Here is a 21,300-nt window from a genome sequence, read left to right as displayed (position 1 = left end):
ACCGCGCAAGGTCTCAGATCTTGCGCAAGCCTGATGCTCAGGCCGGCTGTGGCGCCTTGAGAATGTTCTGTAGCAATTGGACACTTTCAACGGCGTCATGACCCAGGCTGGTCAGGTAGCCGCCATCCGGCTGATCGGTCAGCCCCTTCTCATGCAGGCGTTGCGCAGCCGCGATCAGGGCAGGGGATGCGGTGCTGGTTATCTTGATGCCTTCCTGGCTGCTGTCGTGTTTGAACAGCGCGAGTACTTCCATTTCGTCGATCAAATCGGGGGTAAAAGGCATGGCGACTCCTGACTTCCAGACAAGGATTGCGGCACTTTCTACGGTGCCTGATCTTCGAGTGTAGCCGGGTTATTCGTCGTCGCCTTGATCCATCTCAGGCGGCAGCTCCGGCAGTGCCCGCAGAGCGTTCTCATACCACTCGCCGTTGAACGCACGGTCCTCTACCAGCATGTTGTCGATCTCGAAGGCCAGCACATGGGCCATCAGGTTCAGAATGTCTTCACGCTCATAGCCGACCAGCGTCAGCTTGTTGAAAGTGGCCTTGGCTGCAGGCGGCTCGCCGCTTTCGATCTGGTTTTCGATGGCCTGGGTCAGCGTTGCCTCGGCGAAGGCTTCGTCGTCGTCATTGTCGATGTCGGTGGGCTCGCTCATCGCGGTACTCCTAGGATGGGATGCAACAGTGTGCCATGCCTGTGGCGGCAATGCCCGGGCATTGACGGGGTGCATGACGCTGGTCAGTGGCAGGTGTTCAGTCTATAAAGTCCACGCCAACCCCTTACGGCCTGGAGGCTGTTTCGTCATGCTCAAGCTTTATGGATTCTCGGTCAGCAACTACTACAACATGGTAAAGCTGGCCCTGCTCGAAAAAGGCCTGCCTTTCGAGGAAGTCACCTTCTATGGCGGCCAGGCGCCACAGGCGCTGGAAGTGAGCCCGCGGGGCAAGGTGCCGGTGCTTGAAACCGAACATGGCTTCCTCAGCGAAACCAGTGTGATCCTCGACTATATCGAGCAGACCCGGGGCGGCAAGGCGCTGCTGCCAGCCGACCCGTTCGGCCAAGCCAAGGTGCGGGAGCTGCTCAAGGAAATCGAGTTGTACATCGAGCTGCCGGCGCGTACCTGTTATGCCGAGTCGTTCTTTGGCATGTCGGTCGACTCGCTGATCAAAGAGAAAGCGCGTGCGGACCTGCTGGCCGGGTTTGCCACGCTCAAGCGCAACGGGCGCTTTGCCCCCTATGTTGCGGGCGAGCAGTTGACGCTGGCAGACCTGATGTTCTGCTTCTCGGTCGACCTGGCCAACGCGGTGGGCAAGAAGGTGCTGAGCATCGACTTCCTGGCGGACTTCCCGCAGGCCAAGGCGTTGCTGCAACTGATGGGGGAGAACCCGCACATGGCGCGGATCTTGGCGGACAAGGAAGCGTCGATGCCAGCCTTCATGGAGATGATCCGCAGCGGCAAGCGCTGAGATTTGTGTTGGGTCATTCGCGGGTAAACCCGCCCCTACAGGTACAGCACAACCGTTGTAGGAGCGGGTTTACCCGCGAACGAGGGCGAAGCCCTCGCCCCGGGAGTTAGCGAGACGCCAACAGGGCCTTGCCACGAACCACGGCAGCACGCACCTGCGCCGGCGCCGTACCACCAATGTGGTCACGCGCATTCACCGAGCCTTCCAGCGTCAGCACGGCAAACACGTCCTGCTCGATCTGATCGCTGAACTGGCGCAGTTCGTCCAGGCTCATCTCGGCCAGGTCCTTGCCAGTGTCCACACCATACTTCACCGCGTGGCCAACGATCTCGTGACAGTCACGGAATGGCAGGCCACGGCGAACCAGGTAGTCGGCCAGGTCGGTCGCGGTGGAGAAGCCGCGCAGGGCCGCTTCACGCATGATGGCGTGCTTGGGCTTGATCGCCGGGATCATGTCAGCGAAGGCCCGCAGCGAGTCGCGCAGGGTATCGGCGGCGTCGAACAGCGGTTCCTTGTCTTCCTGGTTGTCCTTGTTGTAGGCCAGTGGTTGGCCTTTCATCAGGGTCAGCAGGCCGGTCAGGGCGCCGAACACGCGGCCGCTCTTGCCACGTACCAGCTCTGGCACGTCCGGGTTCTTTTTCTGCGGCATGATCGAGCTGCCGGTGCAGAAGCGGTCCGGAAGGTCGATGAACTGGAACTGCGCGCTGGTCCACAGCACCAGCTCTTCGGAGAAGCGCGAAAGGTGCATCATCGCCACGCTGGCAGCGGCGCAGAATTCGATGGCGAAATCACGGTCCGACACGCCATCCAGCGAGTTGCCGGCCACGGCTTCAAAGCCCAGCAGCTTGCAGGTCAGTTCACGGTCGATCGGGTAGGTGGTGCCGGCCAGCGCGGCGCTGCCCAGTGGCATGCGGTTGGTGCGCTTGCGGCAGTCGACCAGGCGCTCATAGTCGCGGCTGAGCATTTCGAACCACGCCAGCAGGTGGTGGCCAAAGGTGACCGGCTGCGCCGTCTGCAGGTGGGTGAAACCAGGCATGATGGTTTCGGCTTCACGCTCTGCCTGCTCCAGCAGGCCCTGCTGCAGGCGGGTGATTTCGCCCAGGATCAGGTCGATTTCGTCGCGCAGCCAAAGGCGGATGTCGGTGGCCACCTGGTCGTTGCGGCTACGGCCGGTGTGCAGCTTCTTGCCGGTGATGCCGATGCGGTCGGTCAGGCGTGCTTCGATGTTCATGTGCACGTCTTCAAGGTCGACACGCCAGTCGAAGTTGCCGGCTTCAATCTCGCCCTGGATGGTTTTCAGGCCATCGATGATGGTGTCGCGCTCGGCATCACTGAGCACGCCGACCTGCGCCAGCATGGTGGCATGGGCAATCGAACCCATGATGTCGTGACGGTACAGGCGCTTGTCGAAATCTACCGAGGCGGTGAAACGGGCGACGAAGGCGTCGACGGGCTCACTGAAGCGGCCGCCCCAGGACTGATTGGTCTTGTCGGTGCTCATGGATTCACTCATTGCAGGCGTGAACGAAAAAGTGGCGTCGATGATAGCAGGGTTGGGCTGGCTGCCGCAGGGCGCCGGTCGAGAGAAATGCCCGGAAAATCGCATAGAAGGATTTCAAGGAATGAACGGCAGTGTTCCACGGACCGTCTACAGTTGGACAAAGGACTGGCAGTGAATCTGCCGGGCCGAGTGAATCTTTGGCCATCGCACCGGTCTAGAGCGTGACCGCAGTGTCGCTCGAACCACACCTGTCTACGCTATACCTGTGCGAGACTCATTCAGGAATCCAGCGCAATTATGAATGTCCTGATCGTTGATGACGAACCCCAAGGCCGTGAACGCCTCAGCCGGCTGCTCGGCGAACTGGAGGGTTACACTGTGCTGGAGCCCAGCGCCACCAACGGCGATGAGGCCTTGGCGCTGATTGAAAGCCTCAAGCCCGATGTGGTCCTGCTGGACATCGGCATGCCAGGCCTGGATGGCCTGCAGGTTGCCGCTCGCCTGTGCGAACGCGAGGCGCCGCCGGCGGTGGTGTTTTGCTCCGGGGATGATGAATACGGTGCAGAGGCATTCAAGGACAGTACCCTCAGCCATGTGACCAAGCCCTTCCAGGCCCAGGCCTTGCGCGATGCCTTGCGCAAGGCCGAAAAACCCAACCGCGCCCAATTGGCGGCGCTTACCCGGCCGGCCAATGAAGGCGGCGGCCCTCGCAGCCATATAAGTGCCCGCACGCGTAAAGGCATCGAACTGATCCCTTTATCCCAGGTGATCTATTTCATTGCCGACCACAAGTATGTGACCTTGCGTCACGAAACCGGGGAGGTGCTGCTTGACGAGCCACTCAAAGCCCTGGAAGACGAATTCGGCGAACGCTTCGTGCGCATCCACCGCAATGCGTTGGTCGCCCGCGAGCGCATCGAACGCTTGCAGCGCACCCCGCTGGGGCACTTTCAGCTGTATCTGAAAGGCCTGGACGGCGATGCCTTGACCGTCAGCCGTCGCCATGTGGCCGGTGTGCGCAAGATGATGCAGACCCTCTGAGGCCCTTGGACTCGGGCCGCTCCTGCACCTGACTGTGTGTGGCCTGTTGATCCGTATCTGCAAGCGATACCGGCGATGCTGTTATGATCGGCGGTATTTCTCTGGATCGGGGCGTTTCATGTCCACTCGCGAAATCCGCATTGCCACCCGTAAAAGTGCTTTGGCCCTGTGGCAGGCCGAATACGTCAAGGCCCGCCTCGAGCAGGCCCACACCGGTCTGCAGGTGACCCTGGTGCCCATGGTCAGCCGCGGTGACAAGTTGCTTGACGCGCCGCTGGCAAAAATCGGCGGCAAGGGGCTGTTCGTCAAGGAACTGGAAACCGCGCTGTTGGACAACGAAGCCGACATCGCCGTGCACTCGATGAAAGACGTGCCCATGGACTTCCCCGAGGGCCTGGGCCTGTACTGCATCTGCGAGCGTGAAGACCCGCGTGATGCCTTCGTTTCCAATACCTTTGACAGCCTCGAAGCGCTGCCCGCCGGCAGTATCGTCGGTACCTCAAGCCTGCGCCGTCAGGCCCAGTTACTGGCGCGCCGCCCAGACCTGCAAATCCGCTTTCTGCGCGGCAACGTCAACACCCGCCTGGCGAAGCTGGATGCCGGCGAGTACGACGCCATCATCCTCGCCGCGGCGGGCCTGATCCGTCTGGGCTTCGAGGACCGCATCACCTCCACCATCAGCGTCGATGACAGCCTGCCGGCAGGTGGTCAGGGCGCGGTGGGCATCGAGTGCCGCAGTGCCGACGTTGAGATCCATGCACTGCTGGCGCCACTGCACCATGTCGACACCGCTGACCGGGTGATCGCCGAGCGCGCGCTGAACAAACGCCTGAATGGTGGCTGCCAAGTGCCGATCGCCTGCTACGCGGTACTTGAAGGTGACCAGCTGTGGCTGCGCGGCCTGGTCGGCCAGCCTAGCGGCGGGACCTTGCTGGTGGCCGATGCCCGTGCACCCCGTGCCGCTGCCGAGGCCCTGGGCGTACAGGTGGCCGAAGACCTGCTGGGGCAGGGCGCCGAGGCCATTCTGAAGGAAGTCTACGGCGAGGCCGGTCACCCGTGAGCCAATGGCGCCTGTTGCTGACCCGGCCTGCCGAGGACTGCGCGGCGCTGGCGCAAAGCCTGGCGGCAGCGGGAGTGGGCAGCAGTTGCCTGCCACTGCTGGAAATTGAACCTATTACCGTGCAAGCCCCACAGCGACTGTCGCTGGAGGGCTTGCATGACTTCCAGGCGATCATTGTGGTCAGCAAGCCGGCCGCCCGGCTGTTGCTCGAGCATCTGGCCGAGACCAGCATCCAGCCTCCGCAGCGAGGCTGGTTCACCGTAGGTGAGGCAACCGCTGGGGTGCTGCAGGGTGCAGGGCTGGAGGTAAGCTTTCCGCCGCGTGGCGATGACAGCGAAGCCTTGCTGGCATTGCCGGCCCTGCGCCAGGCACTTACCGAGCCGGCACCGCGTGTCTTGATCGTTCGCGGCGTCGGAGGTCGCGAACTGCTGGCAGAGCGTCTTGCAGAGCAAGGTGCTAGTGTCGAATATCTGGAACTGTATCGTCGCTGCCTGCCAGCCTACCCGGCGGGTACGCTGATGCGCCGCATTGAAGCGGAACGCCTCAATGGCCTGGTGGTCAGCAGTGGGCAGGGTTTTGAACATTTGCAGCAGATGGCCGGTGCCGATTGGCTGCGGCTGGCCCAGTTGCCGCTGTTCGTGCCCAGCCCGCGGGTCGCCGAGCAGGCCAAGGCCGCTGGGGCCCAACAGGTTGTGGATTGCCGTGGCGCCAGTGCCACGGCCTTGCTGGCAGCCGTGCAGCGTAGCGCTGCACCTGCCTCTTAAGGCGCTAAGCTGAATGCGGTGCGCCCCCATGCAAAGGATGGATACGTGAGCGAGACTGTCTTGTCCAATAACGATCAACCGTCGGCACAGGCGCCTGCGGAACCCGTTACCACCCCACCTGCCAAGCGCTCCGGCAGTGGCCTGGCAGCGTTGGCCTTGCTGCTGGGTGCGGCCGGGGTGGCGGTAGGTGGCTGGGGTGTCTGGCAGGTGCGTCAACTGCAGGGCAGTGAGTTCAACCAGGGCCAGCACATCGAGGCGCTGACCCAGCGCGCCGAGGCGTTGCAGCAACGTGAACAGCAGATCAGTGCGCAACTGGCCAGTCTGCCAGCCGCCAGCGAGCTGGAAGACCGCCGGCGTTTGGTAGCCCAACTGCAGGGCGACCAGCAGCGGCTCAGTCAGCGCCTGGAAACCGTGCTGGGAGAAAGCCGCAAAGAGTGGCGCCTGGCCGAAGCCGAGCACCTCCTGCGCTTGGCTACCCTGCGCCTTTCCGCGTTGCAGGACATCACCAGTGCCAAAGCCCTGGTCGAAGGCGCCGACGAGATCCTGCGCGAGCAGAGCGACCCGGGTGCCTTCGCCGCCCGCGAGCAACTGGCACGCAGCCTGGCCACGCTCAACAGCACTCAGCAACCGGACCGCACAGGCCTGTTCTTGAAGCTGGCTGCGCAGCGTGAGCTGGTACAGCAGTTGAGCGCCCAGTCCCCCGAGTTTGACAGTAACGCCGATGCGCTTGGCGCCCTGACCGCCGACGGTGATGGTGCCAGCAGGCTGTCGCAGTGGTGGGCAGAAATATCCAAGTACTTCCAGATCGACTTCAACGCTGATGAAAACGTGCGTCCGTTGCTGGCCGGGCAGCAACTGAACCAGCTGCGCCTGGCCCTGAGCCTGACTATCGAGCAGGCCCAGTGGGCGGCGCTCAATGGTGATGCCAAGGTTTACACGCAGGCGCTGGACGACGCCCGCAGCGTACTGCTGGCCAACTTCAATGCAGACAACCCGCAAAGCAAGGCCATGCTCGACAGCCTCAATGCGTTGGCCGATCAGCCGGTGTCGGTGGTTACCCCTGACCTTAGTGAAAGCCTGGCGGCAGTGCAGGCCTATATTCAGCGCCGTCACCTGCCGGCCGAGGCTGAAGGGGGCAAGCCATGAAGCGTGTCTACCTGTTGGCCGTGCTTGCGATCGTGGTTGCTGCGGCACTGGGCATCGCGGTCGCCAAGCACAGCGGCTATGTACTGATTTCCTATGGTGGCTTCCGTTATCAGTCGGGGCTGTGGGCTGCCTTGGCGGGTATTTTGGCGGTCGTCCTGCTGCTGTGGTTGCTGCGCTATCTGGTCGGCCTGGTGCTGACTTCCAGTGGTGTGGTCAACCCGTGGTCACGGCGTAACCGCAGCCGACGTATCCGCCTGGCGATCGAACAGGGCCAGCTCGATCTTGCCGAGGGCCGCTGGGCCAGTGCCCAACGGCACTTGCACCGTGCCGCCGAGGCTGAGCGCCAGCCGTTGCTGTACTACCTTGGTGCCGCGCGTGCCGCCAACGAGCAAGGCCGCACCGAAGACAGTGACAACCTGCTGGAGCGTGCCCTGGAGCGCCAGCCGCAAGCCGAGCTGGCCATTGCCCTGACCCATGCCCAGTTGCAAATGGACCGTGGCGAAAACGATGGAGCCCTGGAAACCCTGCTGGCCATGCAGGAACGCCACCCGCACAACGGCCAGGTGCTGCGCTTGCTGCAACGCCTTTACGTGGAGCGCGGCGACTGGTCTGCACTGATCCGCCTGATGCCCGACCTGCGCAAGGGCAAGGTGCTGCCGGCCGCAGAGCTGGCTGCTCTGGAACAACGCGCCTGGGGCCAGAACCTGAGCCTGGCGACTACCCGTGGCGAAGATGCGCACAGTGCACGCCAATCCTTGGAGCGTGCCTGGCAGCAGTTGACCGCAGCCCAGCGCCAGGAGCCGCAACTGGTGCTGGCGTACGCCGAGCAATTGCGCCAGGTAGGTGCCCAGAACGAGGCCGAACAGGTGCTGCGCACGGCCCTCAAGCGCGACTACGAAAGCCATCTGGCCCGCCTTTACGGGCTGGTGCGTGGTGATGACCCGGTACGTCAGTTGCAAACCGCTGAAGGTTGGCTCAAGGCTCACCCGCAAGACGCCAGCCTGCTGCTGACCCTGGGCCGTCTTAGCCTGCAGAACCGCTTGTGGGGCAAGGCGCGTGACTACCTTGAAAGCAGCCTGCGCATGGAGCGCAACCCCGAGGCCTGTGCAGAGCTGGCTCGCCTGCTCGCGGGGCTGGGCGAGACGGAGCGCAGCAACCAGCTGTTCCAGGAGGGCCTTGGCCTGCTGGACGAGCGCCTGCTGGCGCTGCCTTTGCCAGAAGGCGTGCGCGCCTGACCTACCCCAAGGCCCGCGCAAAGGTGCGGGCTTTGGGGGCAGGTAATTTATCTTTCGCTGTCAGTTTGATCTGAAGTCTATTTCTTCAGTCGCCTCCTACGGCATATCTGGAAATTTCCTACGCGATTCAGTGACTTGTCGTTGCTGTCGTGCCTTGAAACAAAGCGTGTCTTTCCTCTACCGTTTCAAGCCACTACTTTTTCCCCGGGACCTTCACCGCCCATGCTGCCGGCCCGTTTGCGCACCTTTTTTCTTCCTGCCTGCCTGGTCGCATTGGCGGTACTGGTTGCGTCTTTCCGTCTGGAAAACACAGTGGGGCTGATGCCGTGCCCGTTGTGCCTCAGCCAACGGTTGCTGCTTGGCGTGTACGCGCTGCTGTGCTTCGCAGCCGTGCTGCAGGCGCCGGGCACGCGGGGCATCCTTCGTTATGCTCGCCTGGTGCTGGGCTGCTCGTTGGCCGGCGCATTGCTGGCAGCACGGCATGTCTGGTTGCAGGGGGCTGAGGGGGTCAATGAGGTATGCCCGGTGCCGATCGGGCGAGTGTTCGAGCAATCCTGGGGTGAGGCGGCACGGCAACTGTTGCTGGGTGGCCCGGATTGTCGTTCGCTTGCCTGGAGCTTTCTCGATCTGACACTGCCGGAATGGAGCCTGTTAGCCTTCCTGCTGCTGGCGGTGGTGCCCTTGAGTTGCCTGCTGGCGTATCGTTTCCGCACCCTGGCAAGAACATGACCTGGCGCAAGGTTGTGCCATTAGCGCGACCAATGGTGATGTAACAGGGTATTAAACACTTGTATGAACTTTGTGTGCTGCGTACCTTGAAGGGCAGCACGCGCGGGAATAATCTCCCAGCACGCATACCGGAAAAACAACTGCTCGATGCCGTCCTGCTGATGTCACCTTTGTGCTGCGCGGTCGTGGTGCGAGGTGCAGCGGCATCTACCCAGAAGGGAAGAGATCGCCATGCTCGATAGTTGTCAGAACGCCCAGGAACGCTGGGGTGGGGTTCACAAGCTGATCGACCGTTGGCTGGAGGAGCGCCAGGAACTGGTGCAGGCTTTTCGCGCCCTGCGCGATGTGAGGCCAGCCTTCGCCGACAAGGACACCAACGGGGACTTTTGCGCCCTTCTGGTCGACTACGTTTCGGCGTGGCACTTCGAAGTCTGCGAGCAACTGGTCAGCGAGGCCAAGGCGTTCGGAGACAAGAAGGCGCTGAAGCTGGCCGAAGAGATCAACCCACGGATCAACGACAGTACTCAGATCGCACTGGCCTTCAATGACCATTGCACCAAGGGGGAGTGCAAGGACACCGAACGCTTTGCCGAGAAGCTGGCCAAATTGGGCGGGTTGTTGCATGAGCGCTTCGAGCTTGAAGACTGCCTGATCGAAGTGCTGCACAACGCACACAAGGAAGAGGGTGCAGTGCAGGCCTGAGGTTGGCGTCAGTCGCCAACCGCCAGCAGTTCGATCTCGAATACCAAGGGGGTGTAGGGTGCAATCAGGTCTCCCGCCCCCTCGGCGCCATAGGCTTGCGCTGAAGGAATTACCAAGCGCCACTTGGCGCCAGTGTGCATGTTCGGCAAGGCGACCTGCCAGCCTTCGATAACCGAATCCAGGTTGAACCATTGGGGGGTCTGGTTCTGGTCGAAGACTGAGCCATCCGGCAATCTGCCCACATAGCGCACCTGCACTTTGCCGCCCGCTTTCGGCTGCACACCCGTGCCTGGTTGCAATTCGCTGTACAGCACACCTTCCGTTAGTTCGTGCACCCCATAACGCCCACGTTCATTAGCCATGAAACGCGTTTCGGCGGCCTGCAGCTTTTGCACAGCGGCGTCGCCTTCCTGGGCCTCATGCTGCTGCAGCACCGCCTGCATGCGTGCCTTGTCGAGTTTCATGGGTTGCCCCTGATAGGACTGCTTCAGGCCTTCGACCAGTGCATCCAGCTGCAAGCCCGGCATCTCCTGGCGCAGGCGCTCACCCAGGCTGGCACCCAGGCTGTAGGCCAAATCGTGTTCGTCGTTGTCGGCCAAGGCGAGCGGTGCCATCAGGCATAAACCCAAAACAAGATATCGAGGCAACGCCTGACTCCCAAATACCAGCAATGATTAATTCAGCAACTACACTTTCACGCAGCTGCAAGATAACAACTTTGCCCAGGCATGCAACGCGGCGTAAACATTACGGTCAACATGCCCTAGCGGCGGTAGCAGCAGAAGCATAGTATGAGCCGCAATCTCGTCAGCCAGGAGGTAAACCATGTCGGCCAAAAAGAAGCCAGTAAGTACGCCGTTACACCTGCTCCAGCAACTTTCGGGCAGCTTGCTCGAACACTTGGAAGAGGCCTGCTCGCAAGCGCTGGCTGATGCGGAAAAACTGCTGGCGAAGTTGGAAAAGCAGCGTGGCAAGGCGCAGGAAAAACTGCACAACGGTCGCCTGAAACTGCAAGACGCGGCCAAGGCAGGTAAAGCCAAGGCGCAAAGCAAGGCGCAAAAAGCCATCGGTGAACTTGAAGAGCTGCTCGAGTCTCTCAAGGAGCGTCAAACCCAGACGCGCTCTTACATTCAGCAACTCAAACGCGATGCTCAGGACAGCCTCAAGCTGGCTCAGGGTGTAGGCAAGGTACGTGAAGCTGCAGCCAAGGCCCTTGATCTGCGTGCGGCTAAACCCACCAAGCCCGCTACTGCCAAGCCTGCGGCCAAACCAGCTGCCAAGGCGACCACTGCCGCCAAGCCTGCGGCCAAACCAGCCGCCAGGGCGACCGCTGCCGCCAAGCCTGCGGCCAAACCAGCTGCCAAGGCGACCGCTGCCGCCAAGCCTGCGGCCAAACCGGCTGCCAAGGCGACCGCTGCCGCCAAACCTGCGGCCAAACCGGCTGCCAAGGCCACCGCTGCTGCCAAACCTGCGGCCAAACCGGCTGCCAAGGCCACCGCTGCTGCCAAACCTGCGGCCAAACCGGCTGCCAAGGCGACCGCTGCCGCCAAGCCTGCGGCCAAACCGGCGGCCAAGGCGACCGCTGCTGCCAAGCCTGCAGCCAAACCGGCTACCAAGGCGACCGCTGCCGCCAAACCTGCGGCCAAGCCAGCTGCCAAAGCCCCTGCTGCCAAGCCGGCCGCAAAACCAGCTGCCGCCAAGGCACCTGCACGCACGGCCGCCAAACCCGCCGCCAAGCCTGCTGAAGCCAAGCCCGCTACACCACCGGCGGCCACAACCAACTCGGTGAGCCCGCCTGCTGCTGCACCGTCGGCACCTGTGAGTACTCCGGCTCAGGCACCTTCGGCGTCCTGAAGCGCAGCCGCTGCGACGCGCAACTGAACTAGCGCGTCATGATGCAGAGCCTGGTCCGGTGCCAGCCGGGCCAGCCAGTCGTCCGCGGGCTCATGGGAGCCCACGGGCCACTGTTGTGAGCGTTCCTGCAAGCGCTCCAGCAAGGCTTTTTCAGCCCGCAACTCCAACCCCTTCACCTGCTCACGTAATGCCGCCAGTTGTGTATCACCCGATGCTGTGGCTCGCCATTGCTGGCGCAGGCTGCGTAGCGGAGTGACCACGTCACGCTGCCAGGGCTCGGCAAGTTCTTGCAGTGCTTGCGCGCGTTCGCCCAGTACGGCCACACCACGTGCTTGCAGCCAGGTCGCGCACAGCAGCAGGCAGACATCGCCACCCAGTGCCTGCAATTCAAGGCAGGCGGCTTCCACGCCGGGCCTGGCATACAGGGTCAGTGCGTAATTCCACAGGTCGGTGTGCATGGTTCCACTCGCGCTATGGGCCGAGGAAGCTGGTAGACTCCGCGACCATCATGATCAGACTATCCAACCTCACTTTACAGCGTGGTCCGCAGCGCTTGCTAGAAGGCGCCGAGATGACCCTGCACGCCGGTCACAAGGCCGGCCTGATCGGCGCCAACGGCGCCGGAAAATCCAGCCTGTTCGCCTTGCTGCGTGGTGAGCTGTCGCCCGATGCCGGTGACTGCCAACTGCCCGGCGACTGGCGCATCGCCCACATGCGCCAAGAGGTCGACACCCTCGACCGCCTGGCTGTGGACTATGTGCTTGACGGCGACGTGCGCCTGCGCAAGGTCCAGGCCGAACTGGCCGCGGCCGAGCACGCCCACGACGGCACCGCCCTGGCGCGCCTTCACAGTGAGCTGGAAAGCGCCGACGGCTATACCGCCGATGCCCGTGCGCGCAAGTTGCTGGCTGGGTTGGGCTTCACCAACGAACAGATGGACCGCCGTGTCGGCGATTTCTCTGGTGGCTGGCGGATGCGCCTGAACCTGGCCCAGGCACTGATGTGCCCGTCCGACCTGTTGCTGCTCGACGAGCCCACCAACCACCTCGACCTCGACGCGATCCTGTGGCTGGAAGACTGGCTCAAGGGCTACCCCGGCACGTTGTTGCTGATCTCCCACGACCGTGACTTCCTCGATGCCGTGGTCGACCATGTGCTGCACGTCGAGCAACGCAAGCTCAACTTGTACAAAGGCGGCTACACCGCCTTTGAGCGCACCCGTGCCGAGCGCTTGGCGCAGCAGCAGCAGGCCTACGAGAAGCAGCAGGCGCAGCGCGCGCACATGGAGAAGTACATTGCCCGCTTCAAGGCGCAAGCCACCAAGGCCCGCCAGGCGCAAAGCCGGATCAAGGCCCTGGAGCGCATGGAAGAGCTGTCGGCGGCGCATGTCGATTCACCGTTCGACTTTGTCTTCCGTGAATCGCAGAAAATTTCCAGCCCGTTGCTGAGCCTTTCCGAAGGTCGCCTGGGTTATGGCGACAAGGCCATCCTCGACAAGGTCAAACTGCAGCTCACCCCAGGCGCTCGTATTGGTCTGCTCGGGCCCAACGGCGCCGGCAAGTCGACCCTGATCAAGAACCTTGCAGGTGAACTGGAGCCGTTGTCGGGCCGTCTGGTTCGTGGCGAGAACCTGGCTGTAGGCTACTTTGCCCAGCACCAGTTGGACTCGCTGGACGACAAGGCCAGCCCGCTGCTGCACCTGCAGCGCATCGCCCCTGCCGAGCGTGAGCAGACGCTGCGCGACTTCCTCGGCGGCTTCGATTTCCATGGTGCCCGCTGCGACGAGCCGGTGGTTAACTTCTCCGGTGGCGAAAAGGCCCGCCTGGCACTCGCGCTGATTGCCTGGGAGCGGCCAAACCTTCTGCTGCTTGACGAACCGACCAACCACCTGGACCTGGAAATGCGTCTGGCACTGACCATGGCCTTGCAGGAGTTTGCCGGTGCAGTGGTGGTGGTGTCCCACGACCGTCATTTGCTCAAGAGCACCACGGACGACTTCCTGCTGGTGGCCGACGGTAAGGTCGACACCTTCGACGGTGACCTGGAGGACTACAGCCGCTGGCTGGTCGAGTACCGCCAGCGCAGTGCGCCGGCCAGTACTGCACCGGCCAACCCGGACAAGACCGACAAGAAAGCCCAGCGCCAGGCTGCCGCAGCCTTGCGTCAGCAGTTGGCACCGCACAAGAAGGCTGCCGACAAGCTGGAAACCGAGCTCAACCAGGTGCACACGCAATTGGCCGAGATCGAGACCGCGCTGGGTGATGGTGGCCTTTACGAGGCGGCGCGCAAGGACGAGTTGCGCGACCTGCTGGCGCGCCAGACCAAGCTCAAGCAACGCGAAGGCGAGCTGGAAGAGGCCTGGATGGAAGCGCTGGAAACCCTTGAAAGCATGCAGGCCGAACTCGAGGCGTTGTCCTGATGGAGGAACTGCGTTCGCTGCTGCCAGGGCAATGGATGGACACCTTCTGGCTGGGTTTGCAGATCCTCTTGATCCTGGCCGCGGCGTTCGTCCTGCAGCGCATCATTGCTCGCGGGCTGAGCCGCCTGGGCCAGCGTTACCCGTTGCCGCCGGAGCTGCTGGTGCCCGTGCGCGGTGGCCTGCGCTGGCTGATCATGGGCAGCGCGCTGCTGTTCGTGCTGGAGCGCATGGGCGTTTCGGCAACCGTGTTGTGGACAGCACTTTCCGGCTTCGTAGCGGTAGCGGCGGTGGCCTTCTTCGCCATGTGGAGCGTGCTGTCCAACCTGTTGTGCGCGGTGTTGATTTTCACGGTCGGGCCGTTTCGCATCGGCGATGTGGTCGAGCTGGTCGACACCCTCGACAAGCCAGGCGTGAAAGGCCGGGTGATCGCTATCAACCTGCTGTTTACCACCCTGCTGGAAGTGCCCGAAGCGGGCGGGGCGCTGGTGCAGGTGCCCAATAGTCAGTTCTTCCAGAAGTCGGTGCGGCGCTGGCGCGGGGCCGAGGTACAGGCCCTGCACAAAGAAACCGCTGCCGAAGCTGACTGAGCCTGCACTGGCCCCACAAATCCATCAGAAAGCACTGGTTATTTTTTCGCCAAAACCTTAGCTTAACGTTTTGCAACAAATGTTCGAGCGAGGTGTGTGATGTCGATGGAAGTTTGGTTAGGCTTCTTTGCCGCTTGCTGGGTGATCAGCCTTTCACCCGGTGCCGGGGCGATTGCCTCAATGTCCAGCGGCCTGCAATACGGCTTCTGGCGTGGTTACTGGAACGCCCTGGGCCTGCAGCTGGGCCTGATCATGCAGATCGCCATCATCGCCGCCGGCGTCGGTGCCGTCCTGGCCGCCTCGGCCACGGCGTTCCAGGTCATCAAGTGGTTTGGCGTCGCCTACCTTGTGTACCTGGCCTACAAGCAGTGGCGTGCCCTGCCGATGGACATGAGCGATGAATCAGGCGTGCGCCCGATCGGCAAGCCGTTGAGCCTGGTGTTCCGTGGTTTCCTGGTCAACATCAGCAACCCCAAGGCGCTGGTGTTCATGCTGGCGGTGCTGCCGCAGTTTCTCAATCCCCATGCGCCGCTGCTGCCGCAATATGTGGCGATCACCGTGACCATGGTCACGGTCGACCTGCTGGTGATGGCGGGGTACACCGGGTTGGCTTCGCATGTGTTGCGCATGTTGCGCACCCCCAAACAGCAGAAGCGTTTGAACCGCACCTTTGCCGGGTTGTTCATTGGTGCAGCCACCTTCCTGGCGACCTTGCGCCGCGCGCCGGTCTGACAGGCCGCATACAGGCCATTCGCGGGCAAGCCCGCGATTGGCCCATCACTCTTTCTCCTTGTCCACCAAACCCTTCAGCAGATCTATCGGCAGCGGGAAGACGATGGTCGAGCTCTTGTCCCCGGCAATCGTCCCCAGCGTCTGCATATAGCGCAACTGCATCGCCCCCGGCTCCTTGCTCAGCATTTGTGCGGCTTGCATCAGTTTCTCCGACGCCTGCAGTTCACCCTCGGCATGAATCACCTTGGCCCGACGTTCGCGCTCGGCCTCGGCCTGGCGGGCGATGGCGCGTACCATCGACTCGTTCAGGTCAACGTGCTTGATCTCGACGTTGGCCACCTTGATGCCCCAGGCATCCGTCTGCGCATCCAGCACCTGGCGGATGTCCAGGTTCAGTTGCTCGCGTTCTGCCAGCAGCTCATCCAGCTCGTGTTTGCCCAGCACCGCACGCAGGGTCGTCTGGGCCAGCTGGCTGGTTGCCACCAGAAAATCCTCAACCTGAATGATCGCTTTCTGCGGGTCGAGCACGCGAAAGTACAACACTGCGTTGACCTTGACCGAAACGTTGTCGCGGGTGATCACATCCTGCGGCGGCACATCCAGTACCACTGTGCGCAGGTCGACCCGCACCATTTGCTGGATCACCGGGATCAACAGGATCAGCCCCGGCCCTTTGACCTGCCAGAAGCGCCCCAGCTGGAACACCACGCCGCGCTCGTATTCGCGCAGGATGCGAAACGCCGACAGCACCAGCATGGCCAGCACAATCAGAACGGCGCCGAAACCGACTTGCATGAACATGGTCATTCTCCTTGCGTCGCTGGGGCGGCGGCGCTCACTTCCAGCATCACGCCATGGCGCGCGGTCACCCGTACGTTCTGGCCAGTTTGCAGCGGCGTTGCGCACTGCACTTGCCATTGCTCGCCCTGAGCCAGCACAACACCACAGAAGGGGTCGCTTGCCATCACCTGGGTGACGGTAACCAGGCTGCCGACCAGGCCGGCGTCGCCGCTGACCAGTGCCCGTCGGCGGGCCTTGAGGGCCATGCCCAGCACGCCACCGATCAGGAGTGCCGAGAGCAGCGCCAAGGTGCCGATCAAGGCCAGCGGGATGCCGAAACCGGGGGCGTCGGTGTCGATCAGGATCAACGCGCCGACCACAAAGGCAACGATGCCGCCGAAGCCGACCACGCCGAAACTGGGCAAGAAGGCTTCGGCGATCATGAAGGTGATGCCAAGCAGGATCAGCGCCACCCCGGCAAAACTCACCGGCAATAGCTGCAGCGCATACAGCGCCAGCAGCAGGCAGATACCACCGACCACACCGCCCACCGCAGAGCCGGGGTTCATGAATTCGAACAACAGGCCGTAAACGCCGATCATGATCAGAATCAGCGCTACGCTGGGGTTGGTGATGACCGCCAGAACCCGTGTGCGCCAGTCCGGCAGGTGCTCGACCACGCTGGCGCCTGCGGTCTGCAACTGGCGTGGCTGGCCGGCCACCTGGAGCGTTTTGCTGTCGAGCTCGCGCAGCAGGTCAGGCAGGTCATCGGCCACCTGATCGATCACGTTCAGCCGCAAGGCCTCGTTGGCGGACAGGCTGACCGCCTCGCGCACGGCCTTCTCCGCCCAGTCGGCGTTGCGGCCGCGCATCTGCGCCAGGCCACGGATGTAGGCGGCGGCGTCGTTGACCTGTTTGCGTGCGAGGGTTTCATCGTCGCCGCCTTTTGCCTTGTCATCACTGGGCGTGCCAGGCGCGCCGCCGATCCGCACCGGCGTGGCGGCGCCCAGGTTGGTCCCGGGCGCCATCGCTGCAATATGGCTGGCGTAGAGAATATAGGTGCCGGCGCTGGCGGCGCGGGCGCCGCTGGGGGCAACGTAGCTGGCGACGGGTACGGAGCTGGCGAGAATCGCCTTGATCATCTGGCGCATGGCACTGTCCAGCCCGCCCGGGGTATCCATGCGGATAACCACCAGTTGCGCGCCTTGCGCCTGGGCCTGGCCGAGGCTGCGCACCAGGTAGTCGGCGCTGGCCGGGCCGATGGCGTCGTCGATGCCCAGCACCCACACCGCGCCGGGCGCTGCCTGGCCACCTGGCGTGATGCCAAGCAACAACAGCAGCAACAGCCAACGCCAGCAGCGGGCGATCACCTGTCGTCACCTCATTTGCGCGTATTACACAAGTTTAGCCCCGCCCACCCGTACCCGGCCTAAAATTGAAGATTGGGGGGCGAAACCGGAGGTGCATCATGCGTATGGCAAAGACCCTGCAGGCCCGCCTGGACAAGGCCAACTGCGACTACGACATCATTCCCCACCCACATTCGGCCACCAGCCTGGAGTCGGCCCGAACGGCCGGCGTGCCCGCCGAGCGGGTCGCCAAGTCGGTGATGCTCGATGACCGTCATGGCAACTACATCATGGCCGTGCTACCGGCCAACCGGCACCTGGACATGACCAAGGTGCGTATGTCCGGGGCCTGGCATCTGACCCGTGAAAGTGGTCTGCCGAGCCTGTTCAATGACTGCGAACGCGGTGCCGTGCCGGCCCTTGGCGATGCTTACCAGATAAAAATGCTGCTCGACCCGAGTCTTACCCGCCAAGGCGATGTCTACCTGGAGGCGGGTGACCACGATCACCTGATTCACATGAGCATGGAGCAGTACATGAAACTGGTGCCGCACGCCGAAGTGCGCGAGCTGTGCTGATGTTTTCAAACCAATGCCAGGCGGGCGTCGTGGACGGCTTGCCTGGCGCTAAGGAGGAACCATGGAAGCGCCGATCCATCCCTTTGCCGAACTGTTCAAGCAGCTGGGCTTGCCCGACGATCCCACGAGTATCGATCAGTTCATCACCAGCCATTCCCCGCTGAAGAACGAAATCAGGCTGGTGGATGCGCCGTTCTGGAACGACTCTCAGCGGGCATTTCTCCAGGACAGCATCATTGAAGATTCCGATTGGGCCGTGCCCTTCGATCAACTCAACGAAGCCTTGCGCCGCCCCCGAAAATAAAGCGCCGAGCGGCACCTGACGAGTGATCGGCCGTTGCTATGCTCAGGAAAACAATAAGGGGATAGCGCGATGAAAGATCCCTACGCACCAGGTTTCTGGTGTTCCGTGACGATCCTGGGCACCCTGACGGCCAGTTACTTCTATGGCATCAGGCAGACGCAACAGATGAACCAGGCCGTGCATTTCCTGTACGCCGCTGCCGCAGTCACTGTAGCGGTTGCACTGGTGGCGCTGACATGGATCGCCTGGCAGCAGTTGCGCCTTAACAAGCGCGAAGTGGTGCAGGGGCGAACGTTGCTGACCATCTGGAATACCAAGGTTGCGCTACGCCGCGTCGAGACGGTTTTCGACCGTTATTTCTGGGGCAGCTACTGGCATTCGGGGCGTACCTTCGAAGAGGTCATGGGCGAGCTCAGGGGCACTCCGCTGGAGCAGAGCCTGGATGCGCTGAAGCGCCAGTGCCGGGTGCTCGACCGCGAAATCCATGACCGCCATCACCACTGGCTGGCCAACGCTCGCGACCTGTCCAGCGTGGCCCAGGCGATGGCCCGCGAACGCTACCAACTGGACCTCGGCGAGCCCACGCACAGCGGCCACGGCAATACGGCAGTGCTCAACCGTGACCTGGAAGTGCTGGTATACACCTGGTCGGCGCGCCTGCGTAGCTTCGACCATCAGCTGGACGAGCTGGAGCGCGCCTACCATTGAGGCGTTTCATTCGCCGCGGATGTACTGCTCCATTTGCTTGATCAGGCTCGCCTGTTCGTCAATGGTTTCCTTGACCAGGTCGCCGATCGACAACAGGCCGAGCAATCTGCCGTTGTCGACCACCGGCAGGTGACGCAGGTGCCGGTCGGTCATCAGGTTCATGCAGAAATCGAGCTTTTGCTTGGGCTCCACGGTGACCACCGGTGCGCTCATGATTTCGCGTACCGGCGTGGCGGCGGAAGAGCGGCCCTTGAGGACCAGCTTGCGCGCATAGTCCCGTTCACTGACGATACCCACTACGTGGCCACCCTCGACCACGGGCAGCGCACCGATGTTTTTCTCCGCCAGCAGTTTCAGGGCGTCGAGCACCGAGTCATCCGGGCCGATGGTGTACACGGTCTGGTGCTGGGACTTGGTCTTGAGGATTTGTTCGACGGTCTTCATACGGGCCTCTGCGGGTGAAAAAAGCACTGTCTCGGAGTAACTAAAGCATCCGGTACGGCGCTCTGCACGGCAATGCAGGAAACGGCATGGAGGCGATTGAAAAACGTCATGGCTGTTCGCTTGTAGCGGCCTTTTCGCGGCTAAAGCCGCGAAGAGGCCGGTACTGCGCATCAAAGCTTCGGCATCTGCCCGATCCGCGCCACCATTTCGCTCACCACCTGCAAGTCCAGCATAAACTGCTCCACGGTCTTGAACTCGTTGTCGTTGTGCCCGGTGTATTTCACGTCCGGCATGGCCAGGCCAAATTGCACACCGTTGGGAAGATCGTGCACCGAAGTCGCGCCGGCCGAGGTACCGAACTCATGCTTCATACCCAGGTTCTCGGTGGCCACAGCGAGCAGGGCCTTGACCCATTCGCCTTCAGGGTTGCGGTACATCGGCTCGTCCAGGCTGAAGTCGAACGCCACCGAGGTGTTGCTTTGCTGGGTCCATTTGCCCAGTTTGTCGGCCAGTTCGTCCTTGATCGTGGCGATCGGCTTCCCCTTGGGAATGCGCAGATTCACCGCCAGTTTCAAGCCTTTGTCATCCACCCCGACAAAAGTCAGCGAGGTGGTCAGCGGGCCCATGAACGGGTCCTTGAAGGCCACGCCGAGCGTGTTGCCCAGGTAGTCCAGGCCCCAGTTTTCGGCGGCGTAGCGGGCCGCGTCGGTAAAGTGGTTGTGCTTGAGCGACACCTGCTGGCCGAGGCCATTAATGAAGTCGAGCATACGCGCCACCGGGTTGATGCCGGATTCCGGCTCCGAAGAGTGTGCGGAAACACCGGTCACGGTGAGCAAGACTTGCTTGCCGTCGGCCTTGGCGTCGATGCTGAAGTCGCTTCCATGCTGCTTCACATATCTGGCACCGGCTTGCTGCAGGTGCTTGACCAGCTGTGCCGGGTTGTCAGAAATCAGGGTCGCAACCGAAGTTGTCGGGATCTGGTTGGTGGCCAGGCCGCCGGTCAGGTTGACGATCTCGGCACCCTTGCCGCTGGCTGGGCGTTTGGTGAAGCTGGCCATGACCGTGCCGTAGCCTTTCTCGGCAATCACTACGGGGTAGCCGCCGTCGAGGGCCAGGTTGTAATCGGGCGTAGGGTTGCGCTCAAAGTAGTAGGGGATGGCATCACCGCTGGTTTCTTCGGTGGTGTCGATCAGCAGCTTGAACTGCCGGGCGAGCGGCAGGTTTTCGTCCTTGGCCACTTTCAGTGCGTACATCGCCACCACGATGCCGTTCTTGTCGTCTTCGGTGCCGCGGCCGTACATGCGGTCACCCACCAGGGTGACCTTGAACGGGTCCAGGCGCGTACCGTCGGCCAGCTTCCAGTTGTCCGGGTTGACCGGCACGACGTCAGCGTGGGCATGGATGCCGATCACTTCCTTCCCGCTGCCCAGCGAGATCTCGTACACCCGGTTGTCGATGTTGCGGAAGGCCAGGCCGAAGCGGTCGGCCAAGGCCTTGATCTTGTCGGCGATCTTGAGGAATTCAGGGTTTTCGTACTGCGGTGTGCCCTCGACGTTGAATGTGGGGATGGCTACCAGTTCACGCAGGGTTTCGGTAGCGGCTTTGCCGTACTTGATGCGGGTATACAGGCCGAGCAGGCGGTTGATCTCGTCTTGTTGCCCGGCGGCCAATGGCTTGTTGGCCAGGTAGGCGTCGACGGTTGCCTCGAGGTTGTCGGCCTTGCCCAGGTCGCTGCCTTTGAGCTTGCCGAGGAATTGCCTGAAATCGCTTGGGTCGCTGCCGTCGAAGGCTTTGACGATAGCTGCGGACTGCTGCTGGGTGAGGTTGGCCTGGGCAGGCTGGGTGAACAGGCCGATGCTGGCCAGCAACAGGGTGGTGGCGGTGAGTTTTTTCAACTGCAT

Annotated in this window: 24 protein-coding genes; 15 read left to right on the top strand and 9 right to left on the bottom strand. The window is 62.5% G+C overall.

Annotated features, from left to right (window positions below):
• Positions 1-37: 37 nt before the first annotated feature.
• The gene (locus V6093_RS17000) at positions 38-283 is read right to left on the bottom strand and encodes a TIGR02647 family protein (RefSeq protein ID WP_003255900.1); all 246 of its coding nucleotides are present in this window, start codon (positions 281-283) and stop codon (positions 38-40) included.
• A gap of 69 nt (positions 284-352) precedes the next feature.
• The gene (locus tag V6093_RS16995; protein ID WP_010951568.1) at positions 353-655 is read right to left on the bottom strand and encodes a hypothetical protein; all 303 of its coding nucleotides are present in this window, start codon (positions 653-655) and stop codon (positions 353-355) included.
• A 148-nt stretch (positions 656-803) separates the two neighbouring features.
• Here V6093_RS16995 and V6093_RS16990 point away from each other — a divergent pair, with 148 nt between their 5' ends.
• On the top strand, positions 804-1,466 hold the full coding sequence (locus tag V6093_RS16990) for a glutathione S-transferase (protein WP_406669564.1): 663 nt from the start codon (positions 804-806) through the stop codon (positions 1,464-1,466).
• Between the two features lie 106 nt (positions 1,467-1,572).
• Here the strand turns inward: V6093_RS16990 and argH are convergent, their stop codons facing one another.
• Positions 1,573-2,967, bottom strand: a complete 1,395-nt coding sequence (gene argH / locus V6093_RS16985; protein WP_003255897.1) for an argininosuccinate lyase — start codon at positions 2,965-2,967, stop codon at positions 1,573-1,575.
• 297 nt (positions 2,968-3,264) lie between these two features.
• Here argH and V6093_RS16980 point away from each other — a divergent pair, with 297 nt between their 5' ends.
• From V6093_RS16980 to V6093_RS16950, 7 genes are all read left to right on the top strand, one after another.
• Positions 3,265-4,008 carry a LytTR family DNA-binding domain-containing protein gene (locus V6093_RS16980; RefSeq protein WP_003255896.1) on the top strand — a complete coding sequence of 248 codons (744 nt, stop codon included), beginning with the start codon at positions 3,265-3,267 and terminating at the stop codon, positions 4,006-4,008.
• 118 nt (positions 4,009-4,126) lie between these two features.
• On the top strand, positions 4,127-5,068 hold the full coding sequence (hemC, locus tag V6093_RS16975; RefSeq protein WP_003255895.1) for a hydroxymethylbilane synthase: 942 nt from the start codon (positions 4,127-4,129) through the stop codon (positions 5,066-5,068).
• A complete protein-coding gene (locus V6093_RS16970; protein ID WP_003255894.1) occupies positions 5,065-5,832 on the top strand; it encodes a uroporphyrinogen-III synthase in 768 nt (255 codons plus the stop codon). Before hemC ends, V6093_RS16970 begins: the two co-directional genes overlap by 4 nt.
• A 45-nt stretch (positions 5,833-5,877) precedes the next feature.
• A complete protein-coding gene (locus V6093_RS16965) occupies positions 5,878-6,978 on the top strand; it encodes a uroporphyrinogen-III C-methyltransferase (protein WP_003255892.1) in 1,101 nt (366 codons plus the stop codon).
• On the top strand, positions 6,975-8,213 hold the full coding sequence (locus V6093_RS16960) for a heme biosynthesis protein HemY (protein ID WP_003255891.1): 1,239 nt from the start codon (positions 6,975-6,977) through the stop codon (positions 8,211-8,213). The genes V6093_RS16965 and V6093_RS16960 overlap by 4 nt, the downstream gene beginning before the upstream one ends.
• Positions 8,214-8,435: 222 nt before the next feature.
• A complete protein-coding gene (locus V6093_RS16955; RefSeq protein ID WP_004576400.1) occupies positions 8,436-8,942 on the top strand; it encodes a disulfide bond formation protein B in 507 nt (168 codons plus the stop codon).
• A 231-nt stretch (positions 8,943-9,173) separates the two neighbouring features.
• Positions 9,174-9,644, top strand: coding sequence for an Rsd/AlgQ family anti-sigma factor (locus V6093_RS16950; protein ID WP_003255887.1), 471 nt, complete (start codon positions 9,174-9,176; stop codon positions 9,642-9,644).
• A gap of 8 nt (positions 9,645-9,652) precedes the next feature.
• Here the strand turns inward: V6093_RS16950 and V6093_RS16945 are convergent, their stop codons facing one another.
• Positions 9,653-10,291 carry an FKBP-type peptidyl-prolyl cis-trans isomerase gene (locus V6093_RS16945; RefSeq protein WP_047603245.1) on the bottom strand — a complete coding sequence of 213 codons (639 nt, stop codon included), beginning with the start codon at positions 10,289-10,291 and terminating at the stop codon, positions 9,653-9,655.
• Between the two features lie 178 nt (positions 10,292-10,469).
• Here V6093_RS16945 and V6093_RS16940 point away from each other — a divergent pair, with 178 nt between their 5' ends.
• Positions 10,470-11,498 carry an AlgP family protein gene (locus V6093_RS16940; protein ID WP_265978618.1) on the top strand — a complete coding sequence of 343 codons (1,029 nt, stop codon included), beginning with the start codon at positions 10,470-10,472 and terminating at the stop codon, positions 11,496-11,498.
• Here the strand turns inward: V6093_RS16940 and V6093_RS16935 are convergent.
• The gene (locus V6093_RS16935) at positions 11,477-11,956 is read right to left on the bottom strand and encodes a TIGR02444 family protein (RefSeq protein WP_047603240.1); all 480 of its coding nucleotides are present in this window, start codon (positions 11,954-11,956) and stop codon (positions 11,477-11,479) included. The genes V6093_RS16940 and V6093_RS16935 overlap by 22 nt on opposite strands.
• A gap of 50 nt (positions 11,957-12,006) precedes the next feature.
• On the opposite strand from V6093_RS16935, the gene V6093_RS16930 reads away from it, so the two are divergent.
• The 3 genes from V6093_RS16930 (at position 12,007) to V6093_RS16920 (ending at position 15,236) form a co-directional block, all read left to right on the top strand.
• The gene (locus V6093_RS16930; protein ID WP_003255882.1) at positions 12,007-13,917 is read left to right on the top strand and encodes an ATP-binding cassette domain-containing protein; all 1,911 of its coding nucleotides are present in this window, start codon (positions 12,007-12,009) and stop codon (positions 13,915-13,917) included.
• Positions 13,917-14,504, top strand: coding sequence for a mechanosensitive ion channel family protein (locus V6093_RS16925; RefSeq protein WP_003255880.1), 588 nt, complete (start codon positions 13,917-13,919; stop codon positions 14,502-14,504). The genes V6093_RS16930 and V6093_RS16925 overlap by 1 nt, the downstream gene beginning before the upstream one ends.
• A gap of 99 nt (positions 14,505-14,603) precedes the next feature.
• Positions 14,604-15,236, top strand: a complete 633-nt coding sequence (locus V6093_RS16920) for a LysE family transporter (RefSeq protein WP_003255879.1) — start codon at positions 14,604-14,606, stop codon at positions 15,234-15,236.
• A gap of 45 nt (positions 15,237-15,281) precedes the next feature.
• Here V6093_RS16920 and V6093_RS16915 read toward each other — a convergent pair whose 3' ends face one another.
• Positions 15,282-16,037 (bottom strand): slipin family protein, encoded by a 756-nt coding sequence (locus V6093_RS16915; protein WP_014861487.1) that lies wholly within the window; start codon positions 16,035-16,037, stop codon positions 15,282-15,284.
• Between the two features lie 2 nt (positions 16,038-16,039).
• Positions 16,040-17,386, bottom strand: coding sequence for a nodulation protein NfeD (locus V6093_RS16910; RefSeq protein ID WP_265978622.1), 1,347 nt, complete (start codon positions 17,384-17,386; stop codon positions 16,040-16,042).
• Between the two features lie 98 nt (positions 17,387-17,484).
• Between V6093_RS16910 and V6093_RS16905 the strand changes: the two genes are divergently transcribed.
• The 3 genes from V6093_RS16905 to V6093_RS16895 all read left to right on the top strand — a co-directional run bounded on the left by V6093_RS16905 (position 17,485) and on the right by V6093_RS16895 (position 18,955).
• Positions 17,485-17,943 (top strand): aminoacyl-tRNA deacylase, encoded by a 459-nt coding sequence (locus tag V6093_RS16905; protein ID WP_003255874.1) that lies wholly within the window; start codon positions 17,485-17,487, stop codon positions 17,941-17,943.
• 61 nt (positions 17,944-18,004) lie between these two features.
• Complete coding sequence (locus V6093_RS16900) at positions 18,005-18,247, top strand: DUF2789 domain-containing protein (protein WP_161774164.1); 243 nt, start codon at positions 18,005-18,007, stop codon at positions 18,245-18,247.
• A 69-nt stretch (positions 18,248-18,316) separates the two neighbouring features.
• Complete coding sequence (locus tag V6093_RS16895; protein ID WP_003255871.1) at positions 18,317-18,955, top strand: hypothetical protein; 639 nt, start codon at positions 18,317-18,319, stop codon at positions 18,953-18,955.
• Between the two features lie 6 nt (positions 18,956-18,961).
• On the opposite strand, the gene V6093_RS16890 is transcribed toward V6093_RS16895, so the two are convergent.
• Together V6093_RS16890 and V6093_RS16885 are read right to left on the bottom strand one after the other, a co-directional pair.
• Complete coding sequence (locus tag V6093_RS16890) at positions 18,962-19,399, bottom strand: CBS domain-containing protein (protein ID WP_265978626.1); 438 nt, start codon at positions 19,397-19,399, stop codon at positions 18,962-18,964.
• A gap of 170 nt (positions 19,400-19,569) precedes the next feature.
• Positions 19,570-21,300 (bottom strand): dipeptidase, encoded by a 1,731-nt coding sequence (locus V6093_RS16885; RefSeq protein ID WP_367244074.1) that lies wholly within the window; start codon positions 21,298-21,300, stop codon positions 19,570-19,572.

Source organism: Pseudomonas putida group bacterium ESBL64 (assembly GCF_045277175.1).
GTDB lineage: Bacteria > Pseudomonadota > Gammaproteobacteria > Pseudomonadales > Pseudomonadaceae > Aquipseudomonas > Aquipseudomonas alloputida.
This window is presented reverse-complemented; position numbering and strand designations above follow the sequence as displayed.